The sequence below is a fragment of the Pseudomonas sp. MDT1-16 genome (assembly GCF_054898115.1).
Window position 1 is genome coordinate 1531154 of sequence record NZ_CM142717.1, and the last position, 24486, is coordinate 1555639.

At 57.6% G+C, this 24486-nt stretch carries 27 protein-coding genes; 12 read left to right on the forward strand and 15 right to left on the reverse strand.

Going from position 1 to position 24486, the window contains the following annotated elements:
• Nucleotides 1-24 precede the first annotated feature (24 nt).
• Nucleotides 25-366, forward strand: coding sequence for a Grx4 family monothiol glutaredoxin (grxD, locus tag ACYZT3_RS06840; RefSeq protein WP_282375364.1), 342 nt, complete (start codon nucleotides 25-27; stop codon nucleotides 364-366).
• Nucleotides 367-527: 161 nt separating this feature from the next.
• On the opposite strand, the gene bfr is transcribed toward grxD, so the two are convergent.
• A complete protein-coding gene (gene bfr, locus ACYZT3_RS06845; protein ID WP_017340571.1) occupies nucleotides 528-1001 on the reverse strand; it encodes a bacterioferritin in 474 nt (157 codons plus the stop codon).
• Nucleotides 1002-1200: 199 nt separating this feature from the next.
• Entirely contained in the window at nucleotides 1201-1419 is a 219-nt protein-coding gene (locus tag ACYZT3_RS06850; protein ID WP_282375365.1) for a bacterioferritin-associated ferredoxin, read from the reverse strand.
• 303 nt (nucleotides 1420-1722) lie between these two features.
• Here ACYZT3_RS06850 and ACYZT3_RS06855 point away from each other — a divergent pair, with 303 nt between their 5' ends.
• Nucleotides 1723-2325, forward strand: a complete 603-nt coding sequence (locus ACYZT3_RS06855) for a peroxiredoxin (RefSeq protein WP_064679479.1) — start codon at nucleotides 1723-1725, stop codon at nucleotides 2323-2325.
• Nucleotides 2326-2396: 71 nt separating this feature from the next.
• On the opposite strand, the gene rnt is transcribed toward ACYZT3_RS06855, so the two are convergent.
• Together rnt and pyrC are read right to left on the reverse strand one after the other, a co-directional pair.
• Nucleotides 2397-3074, reverse strand: a complete 678-nt coding sequence (rnt, locus tag ACYZT3_RS06860) for a ribonuclease T (RefSeq protein ID WP_282375366.1) — start codon at nucleotides 3072-3074, stop codon at nucleotides 2397-2399.
• Nucleotides 3071-4117 carry a dihydroorotase gene (pyrC, locus tag ACYZT3_RS06865; protein WP_282375367.1) on the reverse strand — a complete coding sequence of 349 codons (1047 nt, stop codon included), beginning with the start codon at nucleotides 4115-4117 and terminating at the stop codon, nucleotides 3071-3073. Before pyrC ends, rnt begins: the two co-directional genes overlap by 4 nt.
• Before the next feature lie 159 nt (nucleotides 4118-4276).
• On the opposite strand from pyrC, the gene ACYZT3_RS06870 reads away from it, so the two are divergent.
• Both ACYZT3_RS06870 and ACYZT3_RS06875 read left to right on the forward strand, forming a co-directional pair.
• Nucleotides 4277-5185 carry a flagellar protein MotY gene (locus ACYZT3_RS06870; RefSeq protein WP_462031765.1) on the forward strand — a complete coding sequence of 303 codons (909 nt, stop codon included), beginning with the start codon at nucleotides 4277-4279 and terminating at the stop codon, nucleotides 5183-5185.
• Between the two features lie 128 nt (nucleotides 5186-5313).
• On the forward strand, nucleotides 5314-6531 hold the full coding sequence (locus tag ACYZT3_RS06875) for an argininosuccinate synthase (protein ID WP_007898502.1): 1218 nt from the start codon (nucleotides 5314-5316) through the stop codon (nucleotides 6529-6531).
• Nucleotides 6532-6703: 172 nt separating this feature from the next.
• Here the strand turns inward: ACYZT3_RS06875 and ACYZT3_RS06880 are convergent, their stop codons facing one another.
• Nucleotides 6704-7336 (reverse strand): hypothetical protein, encoded by a 633-nt coding sequence (locus ACYZT3_RS06880; RefSeq protein ID WP_282375371.1) that lies wholly within the window; start codon nucleotides 7334-7336, stop codon nucleotides 6704-6706.
• Between the two features lie 572 nt (nucleotides 7337-7908).
• On the opposite strand from ACYZT3_RS06880, the gene ACYZT3_RS06885 reads away from it, so the two are divergent.
• Nucleotides 7909-8535, forward strand: a complete 627-nt coding sequence (locus ACYZT3_RS06885; protein ID WP_462031766.1) for a response regulator — start codon at nucleotides 7909-7911, stop codon at nucleotides 8533-8535.
• Between the two features lie 89 nt (nucleotides 8536-8624).
• Here the strand turns inward: ACYZT3_RS06885 and ACYZT3_RS06890 are convergent, their stop codons facing one another.
• From ACYZT3_RS06890 to metG, 8 genes are all read right to left on the reverse strand, one after another.
• Nucleotides 8625-8804 carry a PA3496 family putative envelope integrity protein gene (locus tag ACYZT3_RS06890; protein ID WP_282375372.1) on the reverse strand — a complete coding sequence of 60 codons (180 nt, stop codon included), beginning with the start codon at nucleotides 8802-8804 and terminating at the stop codon, nucleotides 8625-8627.
• Nucleotides 8805-8910: 106 nt separating this feature from the next.
• The gene (nth, locus tag ACYZT3_RS06895; RefSeq protein ID WP_282375373.1) at nucleotides 8911-9549 is read right to left on the reverse strand and encodes an endonuclease III; all 639 of its coding nucleotides are present in this window, start codon (nucleotides 9547-9549) and stop codon (nucleotides 8911-8913) included.
• 25 nt (nucleotides 9550-9574) lie between these two features.
• Complete coding sequence (locus tag ACYZT3_RS06900; RefSeq protein ID WP_462031767.1) at nucleotides 9575-10162, reverse strand: Rnf-Nqr domain containing protein; 588 nt, start codon at nucleotides 10160-10162, stop codon at nucleotides 9575-9577.
• Nucleotides 10155-10766: an RnfABCDGE type electron transport complex subunit G gene (locus ACYZT3_RS06905; protein ID WP_462031768.1), complete on the reverse strand. Its 612-nt coding sequence runs from the start codon at nucleotides 10764-10766 to the stop codon at nucleotides 10155-10157. The genes ACYZT3_RS06900 and ACYZT3_RS06905 overlap by 8 nt, the downstream gene beginning before the upstream one ends.
• Entirely contained in the window at nucleotides 10763-11755 is a 993-nt protein-coding gene (locus ACYZT3_RS06910) for an RnfABCDGE type electron transport complex subunit D (RefSeq protein WP_462031769.1), read from the reverse strand. The genes ACYZT3_RS06905 and ACYZT3_RS06910 overlap by 4 nt, the downstream gene beginning before the upstream one ends.
• Nucleotides 11742-12692, reverse strand: a complete 951-nt coding sequence (gene rsxB, locus ACYZT3_RS06915) for an electron transport complex subunit RsxB (protein WP_282375377.1) — start codon at nucleotides 12690-12692, stop codon at nucleotides 11742-11744. Before rsxB ends, ACYZT3_RS06910 begins: the two co-directional genes overlap by 14 nt.
• Entirely contained in the window at nucleotides 12689-13258 is a 570-nt protein-coding gene (locus ACYZT3_RS06920; RefSeq protein WP_462031770.1) for an Rnf-Nqr domain containing protein, read from the reverse strand. The genes rsxB and ACYZT3_RS06920 overlap by 4 nt, the downstream gene beginning before the upstream one ends.
• A gap of 142 nt (nucleotides 13259-13400) precedes the next feature.
• Nucleotides 13401-15452 (reverse strand): methionine--tRNA ligase, encoded by a 2052-nt coding sequence (gene metG, locus ACYZT3_RS06925; protein ID WP_462031771.1) that lies wholly within the window; start codon nucleotides 15450-15452, stop codon nucleotides 13401-13403.
• 331 nt (nucleotides 15453-15783) lie between these two features.
• On the opposite strand from metG, the gene apbC reads away from it, so the two are divergent.
• On the forward strand, nucleotides 15784-16878 hold the full coding sequence (apbC, locus tag ACYZT3_RS06930; RefSeq protein WP_282375381.1) for an iron-sulfur cluster carrier protein ApbC: 1095 nt from the start codon (nucleotides 15784-15786) through the stop codon (nucleotides 16876-16878).
• 66 nt (nucleotides 16879-16944) lie between these two features.
• Here the strand turns inward: apbC and ACYZT3_RS06935 are convergent, their stop codons facing one another.
• A complete protein-coding gene (locus ACYZT3_RS06935) occupies nucleotides 16945-17703 on the reverse strand; it encodes an SDR family oxidoreductase (RefSeq protein ID WP_282375382.1) in 759 nt (252 codons plus the stop codon).
• A 167-nt stretch (nucleotides 17704-17870) separates the two neighbouring features.
• Between ACYZT3_RS06935 and ACYZT3_RS06940 the strand changes: the two genes are divergently transcribed.
• From ACYZT3_RS06940 to groL, 4 genes are all read left to right on the forward strand, one after another.
• Nucleotides 17871-18602, forward strand: coding sequence for a HugZ family pyridoxamine 5'-phosphate oxidase (locus ACYZT3_RS06940; protein WP_282375383.1), 732 nt, complete (start codon nucleotides 17871-17873; stop codon nucleotides 18600-18602).
• 66 nt (nucleotides 18603-18668) lie between these two features.
• Nucleotides 18669-19145 carry an FxsA family protein gene (locus ACYZT3_RS06945; RefSeq protein ID WP_282375384.1) on the forward strand — a complete coding sequence of 159 codons (477 nt, stop codon included), beginning with the start codon at nucleotides 18669-18671 and terminating at the stop codon, nucleotides 19143-19145.
• Nucleotides 19146-19393: 248 nt separating this feature from the next.
• On the forward strand, nucleotides 19394-19687 hold the full coding sequence (locus tag ACYZT3_RS06950; protein ID WP_007948593.1) for a co-chaperone GroES: 294 nt from the start codon (nucleotides 19394-19396) through the stop codon (nucleotides 19685-19687).
• 49 nt (nucleotides 19688-19736) lie between these two features.
• Entirely contained in the window at nucleotides 19737-21377 is a 1641-nt protein-coding gene (gene groL, locus ACYZT3_RS06955) for a chaperonin GroEL (protein ID WP_282375385.1), read from the forward strand.
• A 94-nt stretch (nucleotides 21378-21471) separates the two neighbouring features.
• Here the strand turns inward: groL and ACYZT3_RS06960 are convergent, their stop codons facing one another.
• Entirely contained in the window at nucleotides 21472-22215 is a 744-nt protein-coding gene (locus tag ACYZT3_RS06960; RefSeq protein ID WP_462031772.1) for a phosphatase PAP2 family protein, read from the reverse strand.
• A 219-nt stretch (nucleotides 22216-22434) separates the two neighbouring features.
• Between ACYZT3_RS06960 and colR the strand changes: the two genes are divergently transcribed.
• Both colR and ACYZT3_RS06970 read left to right on the forward strand, forming a co-directional pair.
• Nucleotides 22435-23118, forward strand: a complete 684-nt coding sequence (gene colR / locus ACYZT3_RS06965) for a two-component system response regulator ColR (RefSeq protein WP_457457092.1) — start codon at nucleotides 22435-22437, stop codon at nucleotides 23116-23118.
• On the forward strand, nucleotides 23108-24391 hold the full coding sequence (locus ACYZT3_RS06970) for a sensor histidine kinase (protein WP_282375389.1): 1284 nt from the start codon (nucleotides 23108-23110) through the stop codon (nucleotides 24389-24391). Before colR ends, ACYZT3_RS06970 begins: the two co-directional genes overlap by 11 nt.
• Nucleotides 24392-24486 lie beyond the last annotated feature (95 nt).

Below are 24486 nucleotides of genomic sequence, written 5' to 3' on the forward strand. Positions count from 1 at the left end.
CGGAAAGTTCAGCCGAGGTGTTCCATGGATATCATCGAAACGATTAAAGAGCAGATTGCTAACAACACCATTCTGCTTTACATGAAAGGCTCGCCGAATGCCCCGCAGTGTGGCTTCTCCGCGAAAGCCGCGCAGGCCGTGATGGCGTGTGGCGAAAAGTTTGCTTACGTGGACATCCTGCAGAACCCGGAAATCCGCGCCAACCTGCCAAAGTACGCCAACTGGCCAACCTTCCCGCAACTGTGGGTCGGTGGTGAGCTGGTCGGCGGTAGCGACATCATGACTGAAATGTCTGCTGATGGTTCGCTGCAGAGCACTATCAAGGCTGCTGTCGAAGCTGCTGCTGCCAGCAAGACCGAAGCCTGATCCGCTTTTTGTAGGCGCGAGGCTTGCCCGCGAAGGCGTCTTACCTGAAAGACCGCTTTCGCGAGCAAGCTTCGCTCCTACAAGAGCGAAGGCACAAAAAAGCCCCGCCTCTTTAAAGGAGCGCGGGGCTTTTTATTGTCTCGAGTTTAGCGGGCGCTAACTTACTCTTCGCCCATCTGCGATTGCAGATAGTTCTCAAGACCGACTTTATCGATCAGGCCCAGTTGGGTTTCCAGCCAGTCGATATGTTCTTCTTCGGACTCAAGAATATCTTCAAGCAGTTCACGGCTGCCGAAGTCGCCAACGGTTTCGCAATGAGCGATGGCTACTTTGAGATCAGCGTGACCGGTGCGTTCGATACGCAGGTCGCACTCAAGCATTTCCTGGGTGTGTTCGCCGATCTGCAGTTTGCCCAGGTCCTGGACATTCGGCAGGCCTTCAAGGAACAGGATGCGCTTGATCAGCTTGTCCGCGTGCTTCATCTCATCGATGGATTCGTGGTACTCGTGCTTTCCGAGCTTGTTCAAACCCCAATCTTCGTACATGCGTGCATGCAGGAAGTATTGATTGATCGCGACCAGCTCATTGGCAAGGATCTTGTTGAGATGCTGGATGACTGTAATGTCGCCTTTCATGATGGGGTCCTGCCCTGTATTAGCTGTCTATAAGGCAGAGTTTGAGCCGCGTAATTAAGAGTGTCAAACCTAAGTTATTGAAACTTAAGTGAAAATTAATCGGAATAAGAATGTTTGTGTTCCGCGTCTAGAGCGTAAGCGGTTGATTTTCAGACATAAAAAAACCGAACATCAAGTCCGGTTTTTTGAAATAGGGTATTTACGCGGCAGTAAATTCTACGGAATAGGGAATCGCGGACTGAGCCGATTGCAATTTGGTCAGGGTTTCGCGGACCACTTCCTTGGCAAGGCAGGCACATTTGCCGCATTGGCTGGCTACGCCGGTGGCCTGTCGGACTTCTTTATAGCTGCAGCAACCTTCATAGATTGCATCGCGGATTTGACCGTCGGTGACGCCAGTGCAGAGGCAGACATACATAAGTGAAAACCGTCGCTGGTTGTGACTCAATTGCGATGGATCTTAATGTTAACGAGAATGATTGTCAAAGTGGTTTCAGAAAGCTTTGGTCGAGGCTGACGAACGGTTTCCCCCTCAGCGTCGATCACACGGAAAACCTGTCGACAGCATTTCCCTTGGCAAAAAAACCGTTAAGGACAGGTCAAAAACGCAGTGTATGATGGCCGGTCCTTGCGAAGCGGGTTCGTGTCACAGGGCTGTCGCCTGAAGGTGGCAGGCTGATGCGAGCCCAGTTCTTCACGTTATTACACCAGGAGATATCCAATGAGCGTACTCGTAGGCAAACAAGCCCCTGACTTCACCGTACCGGCCGTACTCGGTAATGGCGAAATCGTAGACAGCTTCACCCTGTCGTCGGCCATCAAAGGCAAATACGGCCTGGTGTTCTTCTACCCACTGGACTTCACCTTCGTTTGCCCGTCCGAGCTGATCGCTCTGGACAACCGCATGTCTGACTTCAAGGCTCGCAACGTTGAAGTGATCGCCGTTTCGATCGACTCGCACTTCACCCACAACGCCTGGCGCAACACCCCGGTCAACAATGGTGGTATCGGTGAAGTTCGCTACACCATGGCTGCCGACCTGAAGCACGAAATCGCCAAGGCCTACGACGTTGAGTCCGAAGGCGGCGTGGCTTTCCGTGGCGCATTCCTGATCGACGACAAAGGCGTTGTCCGTTCGCAGATCATCAACGACCTGCCGCTGGGCCGTAACATTGAAGAGCTGATCCGTCTGGTCGACGCTCTGCAATTCCACGAAGAGCACGGCGAAGTTTGCCCTGCCAACTGGAAAAAAGGCGACAAAGGCATGACCGCTTCGACCGAAGGCGTCGCGGCTTACCTGACCGAGAACGCTGCTGCGCTGTAAGGCACGTTTGAGGCATAAAAAACCGGCCGTTGAGGCCGGTTTTTTTATGGGCGGGATAAACCCGACGACGATCAGTCGTTGTAGTCTTCCCAGCCGCCCATTTGTTTCCAGCGATTGACGATGCCGCAGAACAGCTCGGCCGTCTTCTCGGTGTCGTAGCGAGCCGAGTGGGCCTCGCGACCGTCGAAGTCGATATCAGCTGCCTGACAGGCCTTGGCCAGTACCGTTTGGCCGTAAGCCAGACCGGCCAGGGTTGCAGTATCGAAGCTCGAGAACGGATGGAACGGGTTACGTTTCATGTCCAGGCGCGCGACGGCGGCGTTGAGAAAGCCCAGATCGAAGCTGCTGTTGTGCCCGACCAGAATCGCCCGTTTGCAACCATTGGCTTTAAGGGCCTTGCGGATGCCGCGGAAGATATCGGTCAGCGCTGCTTCCTCACTCACTGCCATGCGTAGCGGATGATCGAGTTTGATCCCGGTGAATTCCAGGGCGGCCGCTTCGATGTTTGCGCCTTCAAAAGGCTCTACGCGAAAGAAGTAGGTGTGGTCGGGGTACACAAACCCTTTTTCGTCCATGCCGATGGTGGTGGCGGCAATTTCCAGCAACGCGTCAGTGGCAGAGTTGAAACCACCGGTTTCAACGTCGACAACGACTGGCAGGTACCCACGGAAGCGTTCAGCCATCGGGTGGCGCGAACCACCTCCACCGCCTTGACCTTCCTGTTCGTCGTCGAAATGGTCTTCACTCACGCGTGTTCCTCCAGCAGGCGCCAGCGCAGTTTTTCACCGGCGCGCAGCGGGATTACGGTCAGCTCGCCAAATGGCAGGCTGGTTGGGGCGGTCCACTCATCGCGGACCAGGGTGATGCGATCGGTGTTCACCGGCAGGCCGTAGAAACGCGGGCCGTTCACGCTGGCAAAGGCTTCGAGCTTGTCCAGCGCGTTGCGTTGTTCGAAGGCTTCGGCATACATCTCAATCGCGGCATAAGCGGTGTAGCAACCGGCACAGCCGCAAGCGGCTTCCTTGGCGTGCTGGGCATGGGGCGCCGAGTCGGTACCGAGGAAGAACTTGTCGCTGCCGCTGGTGGCGGCGTCGAGCAGGGCTTCCTGATGGGTGTTGCGCTTGAGGATCGGCAGGCAATAGAAGTGCGGCCGAATCCCGCCCACCAGCATGTGGTTGCGGTTGTACAGCAGGTGATGCGCGGTGATGGTCGCGCCAACATTGGCCGAAGCCGCGTTGACGAACTGCACGGCGTCAGCGGTGGTGATGTGTTCGAACACCACTTTGAGCGTCGGGAAACGCTCGACCACTCGACGCATGTGCTCATCGATGAAGATTTTTTCGCGATCGAAAACGTCGACATCGCCACGGGTGACTTCACCGTGAACCAGCAAGGGCATCCCGACTTCGGCCATGGCCTCGAGTGCAGGGAAAATCTTGTCGATGCTGGTGACACCGGAGTCTGAGTTGGTGGTCGCGCCGGCCGGGTACAGCTTGGCGGCGTGAATGAATCCGCAGGCCTTGGCCTCGCGAATTTCTTCGGGCTGTGTAAGATCGGTCAGGTACAGCACCATCAACGGTTCGAAGCGACTGCCGGCCGGGCGTGCAGCGAGAATCCGCTGGCGATAGCCGTCGGCTTCAGCGGTGTTACGCACCGGAGGTACCAGGTTGGGCATGATGATGGCGCGACCAAAGGTGCGCGCGACATCCGCGACTGTATTGGTCAACACAGCACCATCGCGAAGATGAATATGCCAGTCGTCGGGACGCAGCAGGGTCAGGCGGTCGGACATGAGGGGATTCCAGGCGGGTCAAACTGAGGGGAATGCTACCGGAAAAGACTCTTCCAGGCACTCGCTATCAAGTTTTGCAGGAAGCTTCCGATATCCAACAGGTATGCCGTAAACCTGTGTATGTCGGTCTTTTTGTTGTAGAAGCCAGTGGAGCCTCCCGTGCGCCAGCGTTATTTAGCCTTGCTCAGCGTATTTGCCAGCCTTCCCGCGATGGCGCTCACTTTCCAGACCCGTCTGGAGAGCATCGAGTGGACGGTCGAAGGAGACAAGTTCGAGTGCCGCCTGACTCAGCCGATCACCGATTTTGGTTCCGGCGAGTTCGTGCGCCGCGCCGGCGAGCAAGCGACGTTTCGTCTGAAGGCCGACAGCGCGATGATCGGCGGCGGTTCGGCGACCTTGCTGGCGGCGGCTGCACCCTGGCAGCCGGGGCGTGGCGACATTAACCTCGGGTCTGTGCGAATCGGCAGTGGCAATGTGCTGTTCAACAGTTCGCACGTTCAGGCCGGGCGTTTGATCAGTGGCCTGATGGATGGCCGCAGTCCGGTTGTTCGACATTACTCTGGCGATGGCCGGATGTCGGAAGTGCGTCTGTTGCCGGTCAAGTTCAGCAAGGCCTTCAACGACTACCAGGGCTGCGTGGCAAAACTGCTGCCAAAGAATTTCGAGCAGGTCAAACAGTCCGAAATTGGCTTCCCCGGCGAAGGCATCGATCTTGACGCGCGGGCCAAGGCTCAGTTGCTGGTGATGCTGGATTTCATGAAGGCTGATCCGACGGTCAACCACATCGAACTCGATGGCCACTCCGACAATAGCGGCAACCGCCTGACCAACCGTGACCTGTCGCGCCGCCGGGCTCTGGCGGTCATGGACTTCTTCAAGGTCAATGGTATTCAGGAATCGCAGATCACCCTGCGCTTCCACGGCGAGCGTTATCCGTTGGCGCCCAATACCAGTTCTGCCAACCGGGCGAAGAACCGTCGGGTCAATGTGCACCTGGCGCGGGTTGCGCCCACCGAAAAGCCAGCCCCTCAGGCCACTGCAGCGGCGAGCGCCGCGTCGACTTCCTGAACCCGCTGTATTCGTCGCTCACTCGACATAATATGTCGCTTCGTCGTCATAAGCTGTCGCGCCTCTGTAAATTATCCTGCATGACCGGTAGACTTGACGGCTTTCCGTAGAACCCGTGGAGTGATGGCATGGCGGACGTAAACAAGGTCGTTCTGGCGTATTCCGGCGGCCTGGACACTTCGGTGATCCTCAAGTGGCTGCAGGATACTTATAACTGTGAAGTCGTGACCTTCACCGCTGACCTGGGTCAGGGCGAAGAGGTCGAACCTGCACGCGCCAAGGCACAAGCCATGGGCGTGAAAGAGATCTACATCGACGACTTGCGCGAAGAATTCGTGCGCGATTTCGTTTTCCCGATGTTCCGCGCCAACACCGTTTACGAAGGCGAGTACCTGCTGGGTACTTCCATCGCTCGTCCGTTGATCGCCAAGCGCCTGATCGAAATCGCCAACGAAACGGGGGCAGACGCCATTTCCCACGGCGCCACCGGCAAGGGCAACGACCAGGTTCGTTTCGAACTGGGCGCGTACGCCTTGAAGCCAGGGGTGAAAGTGATTGCTCCGTGGCGCGAATGGGACCTGCTATCCCGTGAAAAGCTGATGGATTACGCTGAAAAGCACAACATCCCGATCGAGCGTCACGGCAAGAAAAAATCCCCGTACTCGATGGATGCCAACCTGCTGCACATCTCCTATGAAGGCGGCGTGCTGGAAGACACCTGGACCGAGCACGAAGAAGACATGTGGAAATGGACTGTCTCCCCGGAGAAGGCTCCTGACAAGGCGCAGTACCTGGAACTGACCTACCGCAACGGCGACATCGTCGCACTGGACGGCGTCGAAATGACCCCGGCCACCGTGCTGGCGACCCTGAACCGTATCGGTGGCGAACACGGTATTGGCCGTCTCGACATCGTCGAGAACCGCTACGTTGGCATGAAGTCCCGTGGCTGCTACGAAACCCCTGGCGGCACCATCATGCTGCGCGCTCACCGTGCGATCGAATCAATCACTCTGGACCGCGAAGTGGCTCACCTTAAAGACGAGCTGATGCCTAAATACGCCAGCCTGATCTACACCGGTTACTGGTGGAGCCCTGAGCGTCTGATGCTGCAACAGATGATCGACGCGTCCCAGGCCCACGTGAACGGTGTTGTGCGCCTGAAGCTGTACAAGGGCAACGTGATCGTCACCGGTCGCAAGTCCGACGAATCGTTGTTCGACGCCAACATCGCGACCTTCGAAGAAGACGGCGGCGCTTACAACCAGGCCGACGCGGCGGGCTTCATCAAGCTCAACGCTTTGCGCATGCGTATTGCGGCGAACAAAGGCCGGAAGCTTTTCTGAGATTTTTGAAGCCGTAATGGAATGACCGTAGTGAATAGAGTTGTGGCCTTGTCGATGACAAGGCCACACATCTGAATAGGGAGGATTTCCTGCTGGACATCGTTTTAACAGCGTTCTTTTTGTTTCTGTAATACCTTCCTTCTGTTTCTTCTCTCTGAAAGCTCTTCAAGCGTTACCTGCTGCGTGTCAGGTAAAAAGAGTGATCAAGTATCGTCAGGCCACGTGAATTCAAATTGTAAGCAATGCAGAGTGTTGGACCGTTGCGGTTCTTTGTCTCTTTTGAATGCGAGAGGGCGCTTTCCTTCAGTAATGCCTCCGAATCGGTACAGGTGAGAAACACGATCACTTGCGCAGGGCTTCCCTGTGGGTGCAGATTTTTTTCAATCCAGGCGCCAAACTCCTTTTTTTTGCTCAACCACCGCGCATCGACGATGTGCAGGTTTTTTAGCGGCTCGGTCAGGCTCACGTGCTGTAGCGCCGAGAGGCTTGTCTGAATTCCGATCCCGGAGGGAGGGTCCTTCAGGTTATCGGGCCGCTGACCGCGATCAGCGTTGTCCAACACGTCTAAAAAATGCTTTCCTTTCCCATAATCGGAGGGCGCGTACAGCGACCGGTAGTTGAAGTTGAGTGTGGCGAAGAAAAGAAAAAGCAAATAAAAGGGAAAACTGATCAGGAACCAGACATAGAGCTCTTTCTCCTTGTTGTCGAGAAACGGCAGTGAGACGGCGGCCGATGTTTCAGAAATAGCGGCAAATATGGCAATAACGGTCATCGGGTTGATGATTTTTTTCTTTAGTTTGTTCATGTTTTCTGCTCATGGGGATATTGTCTTTTCTCAAATGGGTAATGTTATTGGTTTTAATTTTAATAACTAATTGATTGGTGTCTTTGTTTGTGTGGTGCTCCTTTAAGGTTGGATTTCAATGGGGGATAGTAACGGCAATGAGCGTGGGTTGGGTATGTCTGTTGTTGATGTTTAAGGTTGTGTTGGATTGAATCTTTTTGAAGTGTTGCCTGGTGTGATTTTTTCTTAATCCTTGATGTGCGCTGTTTGCGGTATGGGTGTCAGGTCGAAAACATCCGTTACTTTTAAGCGTAGCTCAATAGTCGGTGTTCGTTGGATCGCTTGCAGCGGACCCTGTTATTTGGCTTTCTGGATGTAAATAGAAACAAAAAAACTGCGGAAAATATAAATACCTTCAGGTCGATAAGGTTTTTAGCCACCGGTATTTTTGGATGTTTTGTAAGATAAATCTCTAATGTCTGTAAGGAATGTCTCTCGGTGCAGGTCGCCGAGGGGGGCGGCATGCCATGGATGAAACGACTAGGCTATTGTGCGGGCTCTAAAAATTCGAACAGCGAAAATTGGACTTGCCCATGAATAAAGTGCTGATCGTGGATGATCACCCCGTCATTCGTCTTGCGGTACGAATGCTAATGGAACGTCATGGCTACGAAGTCATTGCAGAGACAGATAACGGCGTGGATGCATTGCAACTTGCCCGTGAACATATGCCGGATATTGTCATCCTGGATATTGGAATACCGAAACTTGATGGGTTGGAAGTTATCGCGCGTTTAACCTCGACAGCAATGCCCATGAAAGTTTTGATACTGACCTCTCAGGCACCTGGGCCTTTTTCCATGCGTTGCATGCAATCGGGTGCCGCCGGGTATGTCTGCAAACAACAGGATCTCACCGAATTACTCAGTGCAATAAAGGCAGTATTGTCAGGCTACAGTTACTTTCCGAATCAAGCCTTGCATACCGTACGTTCCAGTTTGGGGAACGCCAGCGAGGCCGATATGGTGGATCGTCTGTCAGGACGGGAAATGATGGTCTTGCAGCAGTTGGCCCGAGGCAAGACCAACAAGGAGATCGCCGATGGAATGTTTCTCAGCAATAAGACTGTCAGTACTTACAAGACCCGCCTGTTGTTGAAACTCAATGCTCGCTCTCTGGTCGACCTGATCGAATTGGCTCAACGCAATGGTTTGGTGTGACGGCCTCAACGTTTGACGAGGCGCGATAAGCGGGGGCATCAGGGCGTGGCACTTAGTAAAAAGCCTCCGTTTCGGGAGGCTTTTAGGTGTCATAGATCAAAATCGTAATCGGTCAATTGCTTTTGCAGTCGGCGCTCCTCCAACAGATTGTCGATGGTACGGCGTTTGCTCAGGTTGGTCTTCGCCACTTCAACCACCGGCTCAGCGTCATCAGCCTCAACGGGGGTGAAGTCGTCTTCTACGTCCAATTGCTCTTTGCCAGTGCTCATAGTGTTACTCCAGGCTAAGACTGCCTTTGGCGCTCCTTATAGCGATAATCTCCCGGCGGGTAAAAAAGATTTTTTCAATCGATAAATCAAAATACCTAATAGCGCCTCAATCGTCGGAAGTCTTTTGCTTGTATTCGCACAAGTCTTCGATCCGGCAACTGCCACAGCGAGGCTTGCGGGCCAGGCAAACGTAGCGTCCGTGGAGGATCAGCCAGTGATGGGAGTCGAGCAAATATTCCTTCGGCACGAACTTCATCAGTTTGTTCTCAACCTCGACCACATTTTTGCCTGGAGCAATGCCGGTACGATTGCTGACCCGGAAAATATGCGTGTCCACGGCCATGGTCAGCTGACGGAATGCGGTATTGAGCACCACGTTGGCGGTCTTGCGGCCGACGCCGGGTAACGCTTCCAGCTCTTCACGGGTTTGCGGCACTTCGCCTCCATGACGTTCCACCAGCAAGCGACAGGTCTCGATCACGTTTTTCGCTTTGCTGTTGAACAGGCCGATGGTCTTGATGTATTCCGACAGTCCCTCGACACCCAAGGCATAAATCGCCGCCGGCGTATTGGCCACCGGATAGAGTTTGGCAGTGGCCTTGTTCACGCCGACATCGGTCGACTGGGCCGAGAGAATCACAGAGATCAGCAATTCGAACGGCGAGGAGTACGCCAGTTCGGTCTTTGGTTCCGGGTTGTCTTCGTGAAACCTGCGGAAAATTTCCAGACGTTTTGCGGCATTCATGGGCAGTGCGTTTCCTCGAAGGCGGTCAGTGAGAGGGCGTCGAGCGGGTCCAGGCCTGACGTGCGGCGATCAGCAGTCCCAGCAGAATGAATCCGCCAGGGGCCAGGGCGGCCAGGCGCAAGCCACCGTCGGCGGTCAGTACCCAGCCTTGCCAGTCCGCTTGCGCAGTGCCAGCCAGCCATGGCAGATGGCTGCCGAATGTTCCGTTGCCGATGAATTCGCGCAGCAAGCCAAGGCCCGCCATCAACGCGCCGAACAAGCCACACAGGCGCAGGCGATCACGCCGGGCGCTCTGGAAAAAGCCGGTGTTTTCCAGCACGACGCATTGCAAGGCGATCAATCCTGCATACAACCCCACATGGTGGTGCCATTGCAGCGACCAGAGTTGCGCGGCGAGTTCCGCGCAGCTGGTCAGCGTGGCCGCCAGCAGGACGCCGGCAAGCAGGTGTGTCACCGGGAGAAGTCGGGATCGCAAGGCGCCCATGCACACACCAAAGGCATTGATCACTACGATGAACATCAGCCACAAACCCAAAGCGGACACCAGTGAATCCGTGGCGCCGATCAGCGGCGCGAGCATCAGCGAGTTCTGCAGAGACGATGACTTATTCATGGGGGCTGCTCCCGATCAACTGTTGCCGGTGTTCATCGAAGTAGCGCAACGCGTCATGGATGGCGTTGATCACTGCTCTTGAAGTAATAGTCGCCCCCGCCAATTGATCGAATTGCCCCTGATCCTTTTTCAAGGCCCAGCCAGCGTCGGCGGGCTCGGTTCGAGATTTACCGACAAACAGCTGAAACCAGGCATTAGGCCAGTTGGCAATCTTGCCACCCAGCCCCGGGGTTTCTGATTGCTTGAGCGTTTTGACGCCAAGCAACTTGCCGTTTGCGTCGATGGCGATCAGCAATTCGATGGCGCCCTCATAGCCTAAGGTCTGGCTGCGCAGCAACACGGCGCTGGGTTGGCCAGTCTTGGTCGCCAGATAGCCACCCAGCAGCGTGCTGTTGGCCAACTCAGTGTTTTCGAGGGCGAGCGGCTGTTCCAACGGCTGATTGTCGTAGCGCTCGACGGGCAGCAGATCCAGCAGGTTACGGCTGTCGATTAGGCGCTGTTCGGCCGCAATGCGCGGCGCGCTGATGTGCTGGACCAGGTACGTCACGCCAATCCCCAGGCCTGCCAGTAACACCAGGACCACAGCGCTCGATACTCGGCTCATGGCGCACCCCGTTCCTGTCTGGAGGCGACAAACCGCTCCAGCGCCGGCACACAGAGGTTCATCAACAGCACGGCAAAGGCTACGCCGTCCGGATAACCACCCCAGGTACGAATCAGGTACGTCAGCAGCCCGACGCCCGCGCCGAAAAGCAGTCGCGCGCCGGGGCTTTTTGCGCCAGACACCGGTTCCGTGACGATGAAGAATGCACCCAGCATGCTCGCGCCCGTGAGCAGATGAAACAGCGGCGAGCCATGGGAGTCGGAGCCTGAGCCGTTCCAGAACAGCAGGCTGATGATGAACAGGCTGGCGAGCATGCCGACCGGCGCATGCCAGCTGAACACCCGTTGTTGCAGCAGAAACCCGCCGCCCGCCAGAAAGGCCAGGTTGACCCATTCCATGCCTCGGCCGCCGAAGTGACCGAACGCCGGGTTAGCGGCAAACAGTTCGTCCATGGTCAGGCTTTTGTTGATCCGCAGGCTGTCCAGCGCCGTCGCCTGAACCCAGGCATCCGGCGTCTGGCTGAAGCTGAGCCCAAACACCTGCTGCAAGCCGCCGATCAGGTCCAGTCCATGGGATGACGGCCAGTGGGTCATCTGTTGGGGAAAGCTCACCATCACGAGGGCGAAACCGAGCATTGCCGGGTTGAATGGGTTATTTCCTACGCCGCCATACAGGTGTTTGCCGAACACCATCGCGAACGCCGCGGCACAGACCGTCAGCCACCACGGGCAATAAGGCGGCAAGGCCAGAGCCAACAGCGTTGCGCTGACCAGCGCACTGCCGTCGCTCAAGGTCGGCTTGAGCGCAAGCTTGCGCAAGCGCAACACGGTCGCTTCAACGGCCAGTGCGGTAACACCCGTCAGAATCAGGTTGATCAACACGCCCCAGCCGTACAGCCAGAAAAACACCAGTATCCCTGGCACGGTGGCCAGCAATACCAGCTTCATGGCCTGCTGAAGGCGCTCGTCGACCGATTCAAGGGGCGACATAGGCATCCACTTGGCGCTCGGCTTCATTCACCGCGAGTTCCAATGCTTCGATTTGCTCAGCCGGCACTTCGCTGGTGCGGGCTTTCTTGAGTTCGGCGCGGCGCATGGCCAACTGGATCTTTGCCCGATTCAACTGCGCATTTTTCGCCGGAACGACGGGCGCCGGGGCCGGCGGTGCAGTGCTTTCCAGCTTCGCCAACGCCTGTTCGGCAGCCTCGAACTGTTGTTGCAGGACGATCAGTTGCGACTGCTGTTCGAAGGTCGGCGGATGCCCGAACGCCTTGAGAGACTTGTTCAGTTGCGCCCGACTCATCGCCAGATCGATCTTGGCTTTTTTCAACGCCGTATCCGGCACCTCACTGTGCTGGACGGCGCGCTGGGCTCGGGCCTGACGTTCGGCGATTTTCTGTTCTTCTTCACGACGCAGGCGAGCGTTGCGTTGTTCGAATCGGCGCCGTGCGTGATCGCGCTTGGCCGTCCGGGCGCGTTGTTCCTCAGGGCTGAACGCCAGGCCGCCGACAATCGGTAGCACCGTGGCCAGCGGCAACGGCCGCATCTCGATGCAATCCACCGGGCAGGGCGCCACGCAAAGGTCGCAACCGGTGCATTCATCGACGATCACGGTGTGCATCAATTTCGCCGCACCGACAATGGCATCCACCGGGCAGGCCTGGATGCACTTGGTGCAGCCGATGCATTCGGCTTCGCGAATATAAGCGATCTGCGCCGGTGCCGAGCCGCGACTGACGTCCAGTTCCAGCACTGGCACGTTCAACAGCTCGGCCAGGGCTGCGATGGTTTCGCTGCCGCCCGGCGGGCATTTGTTGATCGGCTCGCCGCTGGCAATGCCTTCGGCGTACGGTTTGCATCCAGGATGGCCGCACTTGCCGCATTGGGTCTGCGGCAAGAGGGCGTCGATGCGTTGAATCAGACTCATGTTTTGATCAGTCCACTGAATCCGAGAAAAGCCACTGCGATCAGTCCGGCGCCGATCAACTCGATCGGCAGGCCACGAAAGGGCAGGGGAATATCATTATCGAGTGTGCGTTGGCGCAAGTCGCTGAACAGGCTCAGTACCAGCCAGAAACCCAGCCCGGCACCCAGGCTCAGGGCCATGGCGTGGAAGAGTCCTTTGTCGTCTTGAGCGTTGAGCCGCGTCAGGCCGAGTACGCCGGCGTTGCCCAGCAGCAGGGGCCAGAGGCCATCGAACGCAAGCTTTGGAAGTGACTGAGAAAGCACTTTCAGCAGCGGGCCAATCAGCAAAACGCTTAAAGGCAGGAATACGAAAAGGCGCAGCGACGTCAGCTCCAGCGGGAACAGCAGCCAACGGTAGGCCGAGTAGCCCAGCGTGCCGACGATCAGCATCAAGCAAGCCGTCGCAAGGCCCAGTGCGTGGACCTGCCGATGCTCGTTGCGCAACAGCGGATCGACGCCCAGCGGCCAGTGCAACACGAGGTTGTTGATCAGGGCTGCACTGATAAGCGTAAGAACAATTTCGGTCATGATCGTGCCGGCAAGAACGGGGCTTTTTAACAGAGCGGTCTAAAAAGCTTAGGCATTATCCGGCAAGGACGGGAGGTGGGCCAGACATGAAAAATCCCACAGTCGCGCCAGGCACGACTGTGGGATCGATTTACTCACAACCTTACTTGATGCGCTGACCTGGCTTGGCGCCGCTGTCAGGGCTGAGCAGGTAGATTTCTTCACCACCAGGGCCGGCAGCCATCACCATGCCTTCGGAGATGCCGAACTTCATTTTCCGTGGCTTGAGGTTGGCGATCATCATGGTCAGACGACCATTGAGCTTGGACGGATCCGGGTAAGCGCTCTTGATTCCGGAGAACACGTTGCGTTGCTCGTCACCGATGTCCAGGGTCAGGCGCAGCAGTTTGTCAGCACCTTCCACGTGTTCGGCCTTGAGGATCAGGGCGACGCGCAGGTCCACCGCGGCAAAGGCATCGAACTCGATCTCTGGCGACAGCGGATCCTTGGCCAGTTCGCCATTGCCGACAGGTGCAGCGTCACCGGTGTCAGTCTGGCTGGCGGTCAGGTCTTCTTTCGAAGCGTCGCTCATGGCTTGCACTTTTACCGGGTCGATACGGGTCATCAACGGTTTGAACTCGTTTAGCTGATGGTTGCTGAGCAAGGTGGCGTGATCGTTCCAGGTCAGCGGCGCGACGTTCAGGAATGCCTCGGCGTCGGCGGCCAGCAGCGGCAGCACAGGTTTGAGGAAGATCACCAGCTGGCGGAACAGGTTGATGCCCAAGGCGCAGATGGCCTGGACTTCGTCCTGCTTGCCTTCTTGTTTATTCAGCGACCACGGCGCCTTGTCGGCGATCCAGGCGTTGGCACGATCCGCCAGGCCCATGATCTCGCGCATGGCACGGGCGAAGTCGCGAGCCTCGTAGGCGTCGCAGATGCTCGGCGCTGCGGCCAGGAACGCTTCGGTCAGTTCCGGCGCGGCATTACCCGCCACCAGCACACCGGCGTTGCCTTTATGGATGAAACCGGCGCAACGGCTGGCGATGTTGACGACTTTACCGACCAGGTCGGAGTTGACCTTCTGCACGAAGTCTTCGAGGTTCAGGTCGAGGTCGTCGACGCCACGGCTCAGCTTGGCCGCGTAGTAGTAGCGCAGGTACTCCGGCGACAGGTGGTCCAGATAGGTCCGGGCCTTGATGAAGGTGCCGCGGGATTTGGACATTTTCTGACCGTTGACAGTCAGGTAGCCGTGCACGTTGATGCCGGTCGGTTTACGGAAACCGGCACCTTCGAGCATGGCTGGCCAGAACAGCGCGTGGAAGTTGACGATGTCCTTGCCGATGAAGTGGTACAGCTCGGCGGTGGAATCCTTGCCCCAGAACGCGTCGAAGTCCAGGTCCGGACGACGGGCGCAGAGGTTCTTGAAGCTGGCCATGTAGCCGATTGGCGCGTCCAGCCAGACGTAGAAGTATTTGCCTGGCTCGTCGGGGATTTCGAAACCGAAGTACGGCGCATCGCGGGAGATGTCCCACTGTTGCAGGCCGGCATCCAGCCATTCGGCGATCTTGTTCGCCACGGCCTCTTGCAGGGTGCCGCTGCGGGTCCAGGCTTGCAGCATTTCCTGGAAGTCCGGCAGCTTGAAGAAGAAGTGCTGGGAATCCTTGAGCACCGGGGTGGCGCCGGAGATCGCCGACTTCGGATCCTTCAGATCAGTCGGCGCGTAGGTCGCACCGCATTTTTCGCAGTTGTCGCCGTACTGGTCTTCGGTGCCGCATTTCGGGCAGGTGCCCTTGATGAAGCGGTCGGCCAGGAACATTTTCTTTTCCGGGTCGAAGTACTGAGTGATCGAACGCGTGGCAATGTGCCCGGCGTCGCGCAGCTTCAGGTAGATCTGGCTCGACAGCTCACGGTTTTCTTCGGCGTGAGTGGAGTGGAAGTTATCGAAGTCCACCAGGAACTCGGCAAAGTCGGCGCTGTGTTCAGCCTGGACGTTGGCGATCAGTTGTTCCGGGGTGATGCCTTCCTTCTCCGCGCGCAGCATGATGGCCGAACCGTGGGCGTCGTCGGCGCAGACATAAATGCATTGATTGCCGCGGTGCTTCTGAAAGCGCACCCACATATCGGTCTGGATGTATTCCAGCATGTGGCCAAGATGGATCGAACCATTGGCATAGGGCAGGGCGCTGGTGACGAGGATCTTGCGTGGCTCGGACATGGGGCTCGGCTACTTGATGAAACGGAGGTCGGCCACTATAAAGCGCCGGCGCATATTTTTCACCCCCAAGGCCAACCCCCGCGGACCTTAGTAGCAGCTGCCGAAGGCTGCGTTCGGCGGCGAAGCCGTCGCCAATCCTGTCACCCTGATTTGCCTGGCACACCGCGGCGCTTGGGTTTGCGACGGCTTCGCCGCCGAACGCAGGCTTCGCCAGCTGCTACAGGTATCATTCGACCATGGGTTATTTGTCACGTTTTGAAAGCATGCCGTCCAGGCCATAGAACGGTTAGGATACCCACCTGATTTTCCAGTCTTGCTATCGGAGTTGCCCATGAGCGTCGTCAATCGCGCAGCGGTGGAAGCCGTCCTTCGCCAATACACCGACCCTTACCTGAACCAGGATCCGGTCAGCGCCGGGTGCGTGCGCGGCATCGACATTCAGGGTGATCGCGTCAGCGTCCAACTGGAGCTGGGTTACGCCGCCGGTCTGTTCAAGAGTGGCTGGGCGCAGTTGCTGCAAATGGCCATTGAAGGGCTGGACGGCGTGACCATCGCCCGCGTCGAGATCACCAGTGTCATTGCCGCGCACAAGGCTCAAGCGCAGATCCCGGGGCTGGCCAACGTCAAGAACGTGGTGGCCGTGGCATCCGGCAAGGGCGGTGTGGGCAAATCAACCACCGCTGCCAACCTGGCCTTGGCCCTGGCCCGCGAAGGCGCCAAGGTCGGGATTCTCGACGCGGACATTTACGGACCGAGCCAAGGCATCATGTTCGGCATCCCCGAAGGCACCCGACCCAAGGTCAAGGATCAGAAGTGGTTTATTCCGATCGAGTCCCACGGCGTCGAAGTCATGTCCATGGCGTTCCTGACCGACGACAACACGCCGATGGTCTGGCGCGGGCCGATGGTTTCCGGTGCCTTATTGCAACTCGTCACTCAAACCGCCTGGGGCGACCTCGATTACCTGGTCATCGACATGCCACCAGGCACCGGTGACATCCAGCTGACCCTGGCGCAGAAAGTCCCGGTGGCCGGCGCGGTGATCGTTACCACGCCGCAAGACCTGGCGTTGCTGGACGCGCGCAAAGGCGTGGAGATGTTCCGCAAGGTCAACATCCCGGTGCTGGGCGTGGTGGAAAACATGGCCGTGCACATCTGCTCCAATTGCGGACATGCCGAGCATCTTTTCGGTGAGGGCGGTGGTGTGAAGCTGGCCAACCAGTACGGCGTCGAGCTGCTGGCTTCCTTGCCGCTGTCGATGATCATCCGCGAGCAGGCCGATGGCGGCAAGCCAACGGTAATCGCCGAGCCTGACAGCCCGATTGCGATGGTTTACCAGGAACTGGCCCGCCATGTCGGCGCGCGGATCGTGTTGCAGGAAGCGGCGACACCGGCAATGCCGAACATCACGATCAGCGACGATTGATGCGGTCCTGACTGAAACAAAAACGCCCGATGCATCTGCATCGGGCGTTTTTTTATGGGCGCAGAATCAGATCCGCAACCCGCCATCCATTTCCAGAATCCGACCGGTGTAGTAGTCGTTCTCGAAAATGTAGGCCGCCGAATGGGCGATCTCTTCAGTCTTGCCCATGCGCTTGAGCGGAATCGCGGACGTTATCTTCTCCAGCGCCTCAGGCTTCATGCTCAGCGTCATCTCGGTTTCGATAAAGCCCGGTGCAATGCCCGCCACCCGAATACCGTAGCGTGCCAGTTCCTTGGCCCAGGTCACGGTCGCCGCAGCGACACCCGCCTTGGCGGCGGAGTAGTTGGTCTGACCGACGTTGCCAGCGCGGGAGATCGACGAGATATTAATGATCGTGCCGCTGTTGTTCAGCTCGACCATTTTGGCCGCGACTTCACGGGTGCACAGGAATACGCCGGTCAGATTGACGTCGATGACTGCCTGCCACTGGGCCAGGCTCATCTTGGTCATCTCGCCGTCCTTGACCTTGATGAGCAGGCCATCGCGCAGAATCCCGGCGTTGTTGATCAGGCCATGGATCGCGCCGAAGTCTCCGGCAACCTGGGCGACCATATGGGTCACTTGCTCTTCATTGGCGACATTGCACAGATAAGCGCGAGCATCGACGCCTTTAGCCTTGCAAGCGGCGACAGTGTCGTCGAGTTTTTCCTGGTTCAGGTCCACCAGCGCCAGTTTCGCGCCTTTAGCGGCGAAATACTCGGCCATGGAACGGCCTAAACCCTGGCAACCGCCCGTGATAATGATTACTTTGTCAGTGAGTTGCATTTGCATGCCCCAATAGCAGGTCAGAGGAGTGGGTTCCTTTTAGAGAGCCTCTCGATCTGCACCTGATGTGGCCTGGCTGCACATGAGAACTGCCCCGATGGCGGACTGGAACTTATGCCAGGCGCCTGTCCGTTTTTTTCGTCGGATTCTATATAAGGAGTCATAAGTTGAGCGTTGAAGCGGCCAAGAATGCCCGAGAATTGCTTCTCAAGGAATACCGGGGAGTGCTCTCGACGCACTCCAAGGCGATGCCCGGTTTCCCGTTTGGCTCCGTGGTTCCGTACTGTCTGGACGAACAGGGCCGGCCGCTGATCCTTATCAGCCGTATCGCCCAGCACACGCATAACCTGCAGAAAGATCCGAAATGCTCACTGTTTGTGGGCGAGCGCGGAGCCGAAGATGTGCAAGCCGTTGGTCGCCTGACCTACCTCGCCGAAGCAGAAAAGCTCGAGGACGAGGCCGCTATCGAAGCGGCAGCTGACCGTTACTACCGCTACTTCCCGGATTCGCAGAGCTACCACAAGGCCCACGATTTCGATTTCTGGGTGCTCAAACCGGTACGCCACCGTTACATCGGTGGCTTCGGCGCGATTCACTGGGTCGATCAGCTGACCCTGGCCAACCCATTCGCCGGAAAGGCCGAAGCGAGCATGGTCGAGCACATGAATGCCGATCACGCCAAAGCCATCGCCCACTACGTCGAGTTGGCAAGCCTGCCGAAAACCGAGCCGGCGCAATTGGCGGGTATCGACACCGAAGGCATGCACCTGCGCATCGGTCAGGGACTCTACTGGCTGCCGTTTCAAGCGCCATGTAATACGCCGACACAAGTGCGCGAAGCCTTGGTTTTCCTGGCTCACGCCGAACATTGGCCGAAAAATGAAGTGGCCGACGCTTGAATTCACGAATCGGCGACGTCATCTAGGGATTACTGGCAAGGCATTCTTGCGTTGAGGAACCATTTGATGCGCCCTTTTTTATTGCTCTTTGTACTGTTCCCGGTGTTGGAGCTGTTCGTATTCGTCAAGGTGAGCGGGGCGATCGGGTTTTTCCCGGCCCTGCTGCTGGTGATTCTCGGCTCGATGCTCGGCGTGTTCGTGCTGCGTATCGCCGGTCTGGCCACTGCGCTGCGTGCTCGTGAAAGCCTGAACCGTGGCGAGCTGCCGGCCCAGACCATGCTTGAAGGTTTGATGCTGGCGCTGGCGGGTGGTCTGTTGATCCTGCCGGGCTTCGTCACTGATGTGCTGGGCCTGATCATGTTGCTGCCGATCTCTCGTCGGCTGTTGGCCAATAAAATGCGCCAGCGCGCCGAAGAGCAGGCGATCCGTCAGCGTGCATTCGCCGATGACCTGCAGCCACGTGGCGGTCCTGTTCCGCGCGAGCCGTTGGGCCGTGAGCCTAACGTGATTGAAGGCGAGTTCGAGCACCGCGATAACAAGTAATCCGCTACACCGGCACGGCACCTTCGGGTGCCGTGTTCGTTTGTGGGGCCGCAACATGAAAAAATTTGCTTACTCGCCCTTGTAATAAGCTGATGCGCCCTTATGTAACGGTCACCGCAAGGTTTCTGGCGATTACGCCAGACAGACTTCCGCGGTTCGCTCGTCGAATCGCACCCGGCACCGCCGGATTTGTTAAACCCGCCGGGAATACACCGGCCGATGAAAACCACAATTAGGAGAGATCGACAATGAAGCTTCGTCCTCTGCATGACCGCGTCGTCGTCCGTCGCAGCGAAGAAGAAAAGAAAACCGCTGGCGGTATCGTCCTGCCAGGTTCGGCTGCTGAAAAGCCAAACCAGGGTGAAGTCCTCGCTGTAGGCCCAGGCAAAGTACTGGACAACGGTGAAGTGCGTGCGCTGTCCGTGAAAGTGGGTGACAAGGTTGTGTTCGGCCCGTACTCCGGCAGCAACACTGTGAAAGTCGACGGCGAAGACCTGCTGGTAATTGGCGAAAGCGAAATCCTCGCTGTTGTCGAAGGCTGATTCCCCGCTCATTTTCCCGTTACTACAAAGTATTTAAGGAATATCGATCATGGCTGCTAAAGAAGTTAAATTCGGCGATTCCGCCCGCAAGAAAATGCTCGCCGGTGTCAACGTCCTGGCTGACGCAGTAAAAGCGACCCTGGGCCCTAAAGGCCGTAACGTGATCATCGAGAAGAGCTTCGGCGCTCCGACCATCACCAAGGACGGCGTGTCCGTTGCCAAAGAAATCGAGCTGAAAGATCGCTTCGAAAACATGGGCGCGCAGCTGGTCAAAGACGTTGCCTCCCGTGCCAACGATGACGCAGGCGACGGCACCACCACCGCTACCGTTCTGGCTCAATCGATCGTCAACGAAGGCCTGAAAGCCGTCGCTGCCGGCATGAACCCGATGGACCTGAAGCGTGGTATCGACAAAGCGACCATCGCCATCGTCAAAGAGCTGAAAGCCCTGTCCAAGCCTTGCGCTGACACCAAGGCCATCGCTCAGGTCGGCACCATCTCGGCCAACTCCGACAACTCCATCGGCGACATCATTGCCGAAGCCATGGAAAAAGTCGGTAAAGAAGGCGTGATCACCGTTGAAGAAGGCTCGGGCCTGGAAAACGAACTGTCGGTTGTTGAAGGCATGCAGTTCGACCGTGGCTACCTGTCCCCGTACTTCGTCAACAAGCCAGAGACCATGACTGCCGAGCTCGACGGTCCGCTGATCCTGCTCGTCGACAAGAAAATCTCGAACATCCGTGAACTGTTGCCCGTACTGGAAGCCGTTGCCAAAGCAGGTCGTCCACTGCTGATCGTGAGCGAAGACGTTGAAGGCGAAGCCCTGGCGACTCTGGTTGTGAACAACATGCGCGGTATCGTCAAAGTGGTTGCCGTCAAGGCTCCAGGCTTTGGTGACCGTCGCAAGGCCATGCTGCAGGACATCGCTGTCCTGACCGGCGGTACCGTTATCTCCGAAGAGATCGGTCTGAGCCTGGAAAGCGCTACCCTGGAACACCTGGGTAATGCCAAGCGCGTAGCCGTAACCAAGGAAAACACCACCGTCATCGACGGCGCCGGCGTTGAAGCTGATATCCAGGCTCGCGTTCTGCAGATCCGTCAGCAAGTGGCTGACACTTCGTCCGACTACGACCGTGAAAAACTGCAAGAGCGTCTGGCCAAGCTGTCCGGCGGTGTTGCAGTGATCAAGGTTGGCGCTGGTTCCGAAGTTGAAATGAAAGAGAAGAAAGCCCGCGTTGAAGACGCCCTGCACGCAACCCGTGCAGCCGTTGAAGAAGGCGTGGTACCTGGCGGTGGCGTAGCGCTGATTCGCGCTCTGCAAGCCATCAGCGAACTGAAAGGCGACAACGCTGATCAGAACGTCGGTATTGCTGTACTGCGTCGCGCTATCGAATCGCCACTGCGTCAGATCGTCGCCAACTCCGGCGACGAGCCAAGCGTAGTCGTCGACAAGGTCAAGCAAGGTTCGGGTAACTTCGGTTACAACGCTGCTACCGGCGAATACGGCGACATGATCGAAATGGGCATCCTCGACCCTACCAAAGTGACTCGCTCTGCTCTGCAGGCCGCGGCGTCCATTGGTGGCTTGATGCTGACCACCGAAGCCATGATCGCTGATGCTCCGGACGACAAACCAGCTGGCGGCATGCCAGACATGGGCGGTATGGGCGGCATGGGCGGCATGATGTAAGCCAGCCTTACCCTGTACGAGCTTACCCCTATAAAAAAGCCCCGCCTGCGATAAGCAGGCGGGGCTTTTTATTGCCCATCATTCAAGTCAAGGATCAGACGCTGACCGTTTCTGCCTGGGTCACTCGATCAGCCTTGGAAACCGGGCGATAAAGGATGTAGTAGTAAGACCCCAGACAAATCAGCCAGCAGAAGATTGCCGTCCACACATTGTGCGAAAAGAAGTGCGCTCCCTGCATCATCCGGCTGATGGAAAACACCGTGCCCAACGCGAAAGCGAACACAAACGCGTTGCGTGCCAGACGCGGGCGACGGTCACGCAGGACAAAGAACAGCGCAAACAGTGTGAAACCGGTCGCCGCATGACCGCCGGGCCAGCAACGGCCAGGTTTATCGGTGTGCGGGCGAGGGCTGAGCAGTTCGCTATAGGTTTCGTGACCGCCGAACTGCTCAAGGCTCCATGGGCATTGAACGGCCGTCACCGCTTTGACTGGCGTGACAAAGGAAGTCGCCAGAGCCAGAGACAGCACCAGGCAGCCCAGTTCCCGTTTAATCGGTTTGAGCCTGTCCATGAAAAAGGAGGCGATGAAACCGAAGATGGCCAACACCGAAAAGGCGATGACTACTTGCTTGGCGCGGTCATGCAGGATGTTTTCGAGGAAGTAACTGTGCCGCCCGATGAAGTCACCCGCGACCGGGTCATAAAGCAGCGTGGCAAGGTCCATGTCCAGGGACGTCAGTTCGAGCAGCACCAGAATGATCGCCGCGATGGCGGGAACACCCAGGCACACCCAGAAATTGAGGGGTCGGGAGGCGGGTCGGGCGGTGGTCGAAACCATGGCAGTTCCTTGGTCGGTTAAATGTTCTTAAGAGTGCAGCCGCGCGGAGTTTGAGCCTGGATCTGTCGCCTGTGTGTGAATCGATAGTGAAAAACTTGTCAAGGCCTCAACAGGTTTATGGGCTGGGTTTACAACTGCACACAGGCCTAGCCCTGAGCCACACTTGGCCTTAAGCTGCGCGGGCCAAGACGGCCGTTACTGTGTACGGAGGAGATACCCATGCGAATTCTATTGGTTGAAGACAACCGCGATATCCTGGCCAATCTTGCGGATTACCTGGGGCTCAAAGGCTACACCGTGGATTGCGCGCAGGACGGTCTGTCAGGTCTGCATCTGGCGGCCACCGAGCACTATGACTTGATCGTACTCGACATCATGTTGCCAGGTATCGACGGCTACACCCTGTGCAAACGCCTGCGCGAAGACGCGCGCCGCGACACGCCGGTGATCATGCTCACCGCTCGCGATCAACTGGACGACCGGCTGCAAGGTTTCAAGTCCGGCGCCGATGACTACCTGATCAAACCCTTTGCCCTGTCTGAACTGGCGGCGCGCATCGAGGCGGTCATGCGTCGCGCCCAAGGTGGCGGCCGCCGCACCTTGCAGGTCGGCGATCTGATCTACGACCTCGATACCCTGGAGGTGACCCGCGAAGGACGTCTGCTGAAACTCAACCCGGTGGGCCTGAAGTTGCTGGCCGTATTGATGCAGAAAAGTCCTCACGTACTGCGCCGCGAAATTCTCGAAGAGGCGCTGTGGGGTGATGACTGCCCGGACAGTGACAGCCTGCGCAGCCACGTCCATCAATTGCGCCAGGTAATCGACAAGCCGTTCGCCAAACCGTTGCTGCACACCGTGCACGGTGTGGGTTATCGCTTGGCCGAGGGCCGAGATGGAGTTTAAACAGAGCCTTGCTCAACGGATCATCATCGCCTTTGCGCTGATGAGCGCACTGGTTGCGGGAGCCTTTGCCATGGGCATTGTGGCGACCGTGCACCTGGTGGAAGAAAAACTGATTTCGGCGGGGCTGGGTGGCGATTTACAACGTCTGTTGCTGATGGACAGTGTCTCGGACTGGAGCCACCGTCCCGAGCCGGACCAGCTGTTCTATTTCAGCGGCGGGCCTGGCGACTTCAATTTGCCCAAGGACCTGCGGCACCTGGACCCGGGCTTTCACGAAGTGTTTCGCGAGCAGCTGTCGTATCACGCGATGGTCGAAGTCGTCGACGGCCGGCACTACGTGCTGTTGCAGGATCAGAGCGATTTCGAAGAGCGTGAACGGGTGCTGTTTGCCGTGGTGCTGGTGGGCTTCGTCCTGAGTCTGGCATTGGCGGTGTTTCTCGGCTGGGTACTGGCGCGCAAAGTGATGGCGCCGGTGGTGCGACTGGCCCGCCAGGTCCGTCACCGTGATCAGTTATTAGGTCTGGCGCCACCGCTGGCGCCGGATTACGCCGCCGATGAAGTGGGCGAGTTGGCCGTGGCCTTCGATGCCACCCTCGGGCGCTTGCGCCAGGCGTTGACCCGCGAACGGATGTTCACCAGTGACGTCAGTCACGAGCTGCGCACACCCTTGATGGTGCTGGCCAGTTCCTGCGAGCTGCTGCTGGAAAACCCCGGCATCGATCAGCGTGGACGTGCTCAGGTCGAGCGAATCGCCCGCGCCTGTGAAGAGATGCGCGAGCTGGTGCAAACCTTCCTGATGTTGGCCCGCGCACAACGTGAAGACGCCAGCATGTCGCCCCAGCAGACCCTGAACCAGATAGCCGATGGACTGCTCCATCTGTGGCGCGAGCCGATCGAGGCCAAGGGGCTGGCGCTGATCTTTGAGCCGGGCAATCCGGCAAACACCTGCTACAACGCAACCCTGCTGCACGCGGTCATGGGCAACCTGCTGCGTAACGCGCTGCATTACACCGAGCACGGGTTCATCCGCCTGACCCTGACGGCCACGGGTTTCATCGTCGAGGACAGCGGCGTGGGCATTCCAGAGGAAAAACGCGAGGCGATGTTCGAGCCCTTCGTGCGGGGCAATGAGAAACGCGGCGAGGGTCTGGGGCTAGGGCTGTCGCTGGTGCAGCGGATCTGTGAAAACCAGGGTTGGAACGTCAGCCTGACGAACATGGAACCCAATGGTTGTCGTTTTCAGGTGGAGTTGTATTTGTCGGATGTGAAATGATCGACCTATTGCACCGCAGTAGCCCGGAGCAATCATTATCGTCCTGTAAAGCCTCGAAATAATTCGAGGTTTTACATAACATTTTTTTCACAAAG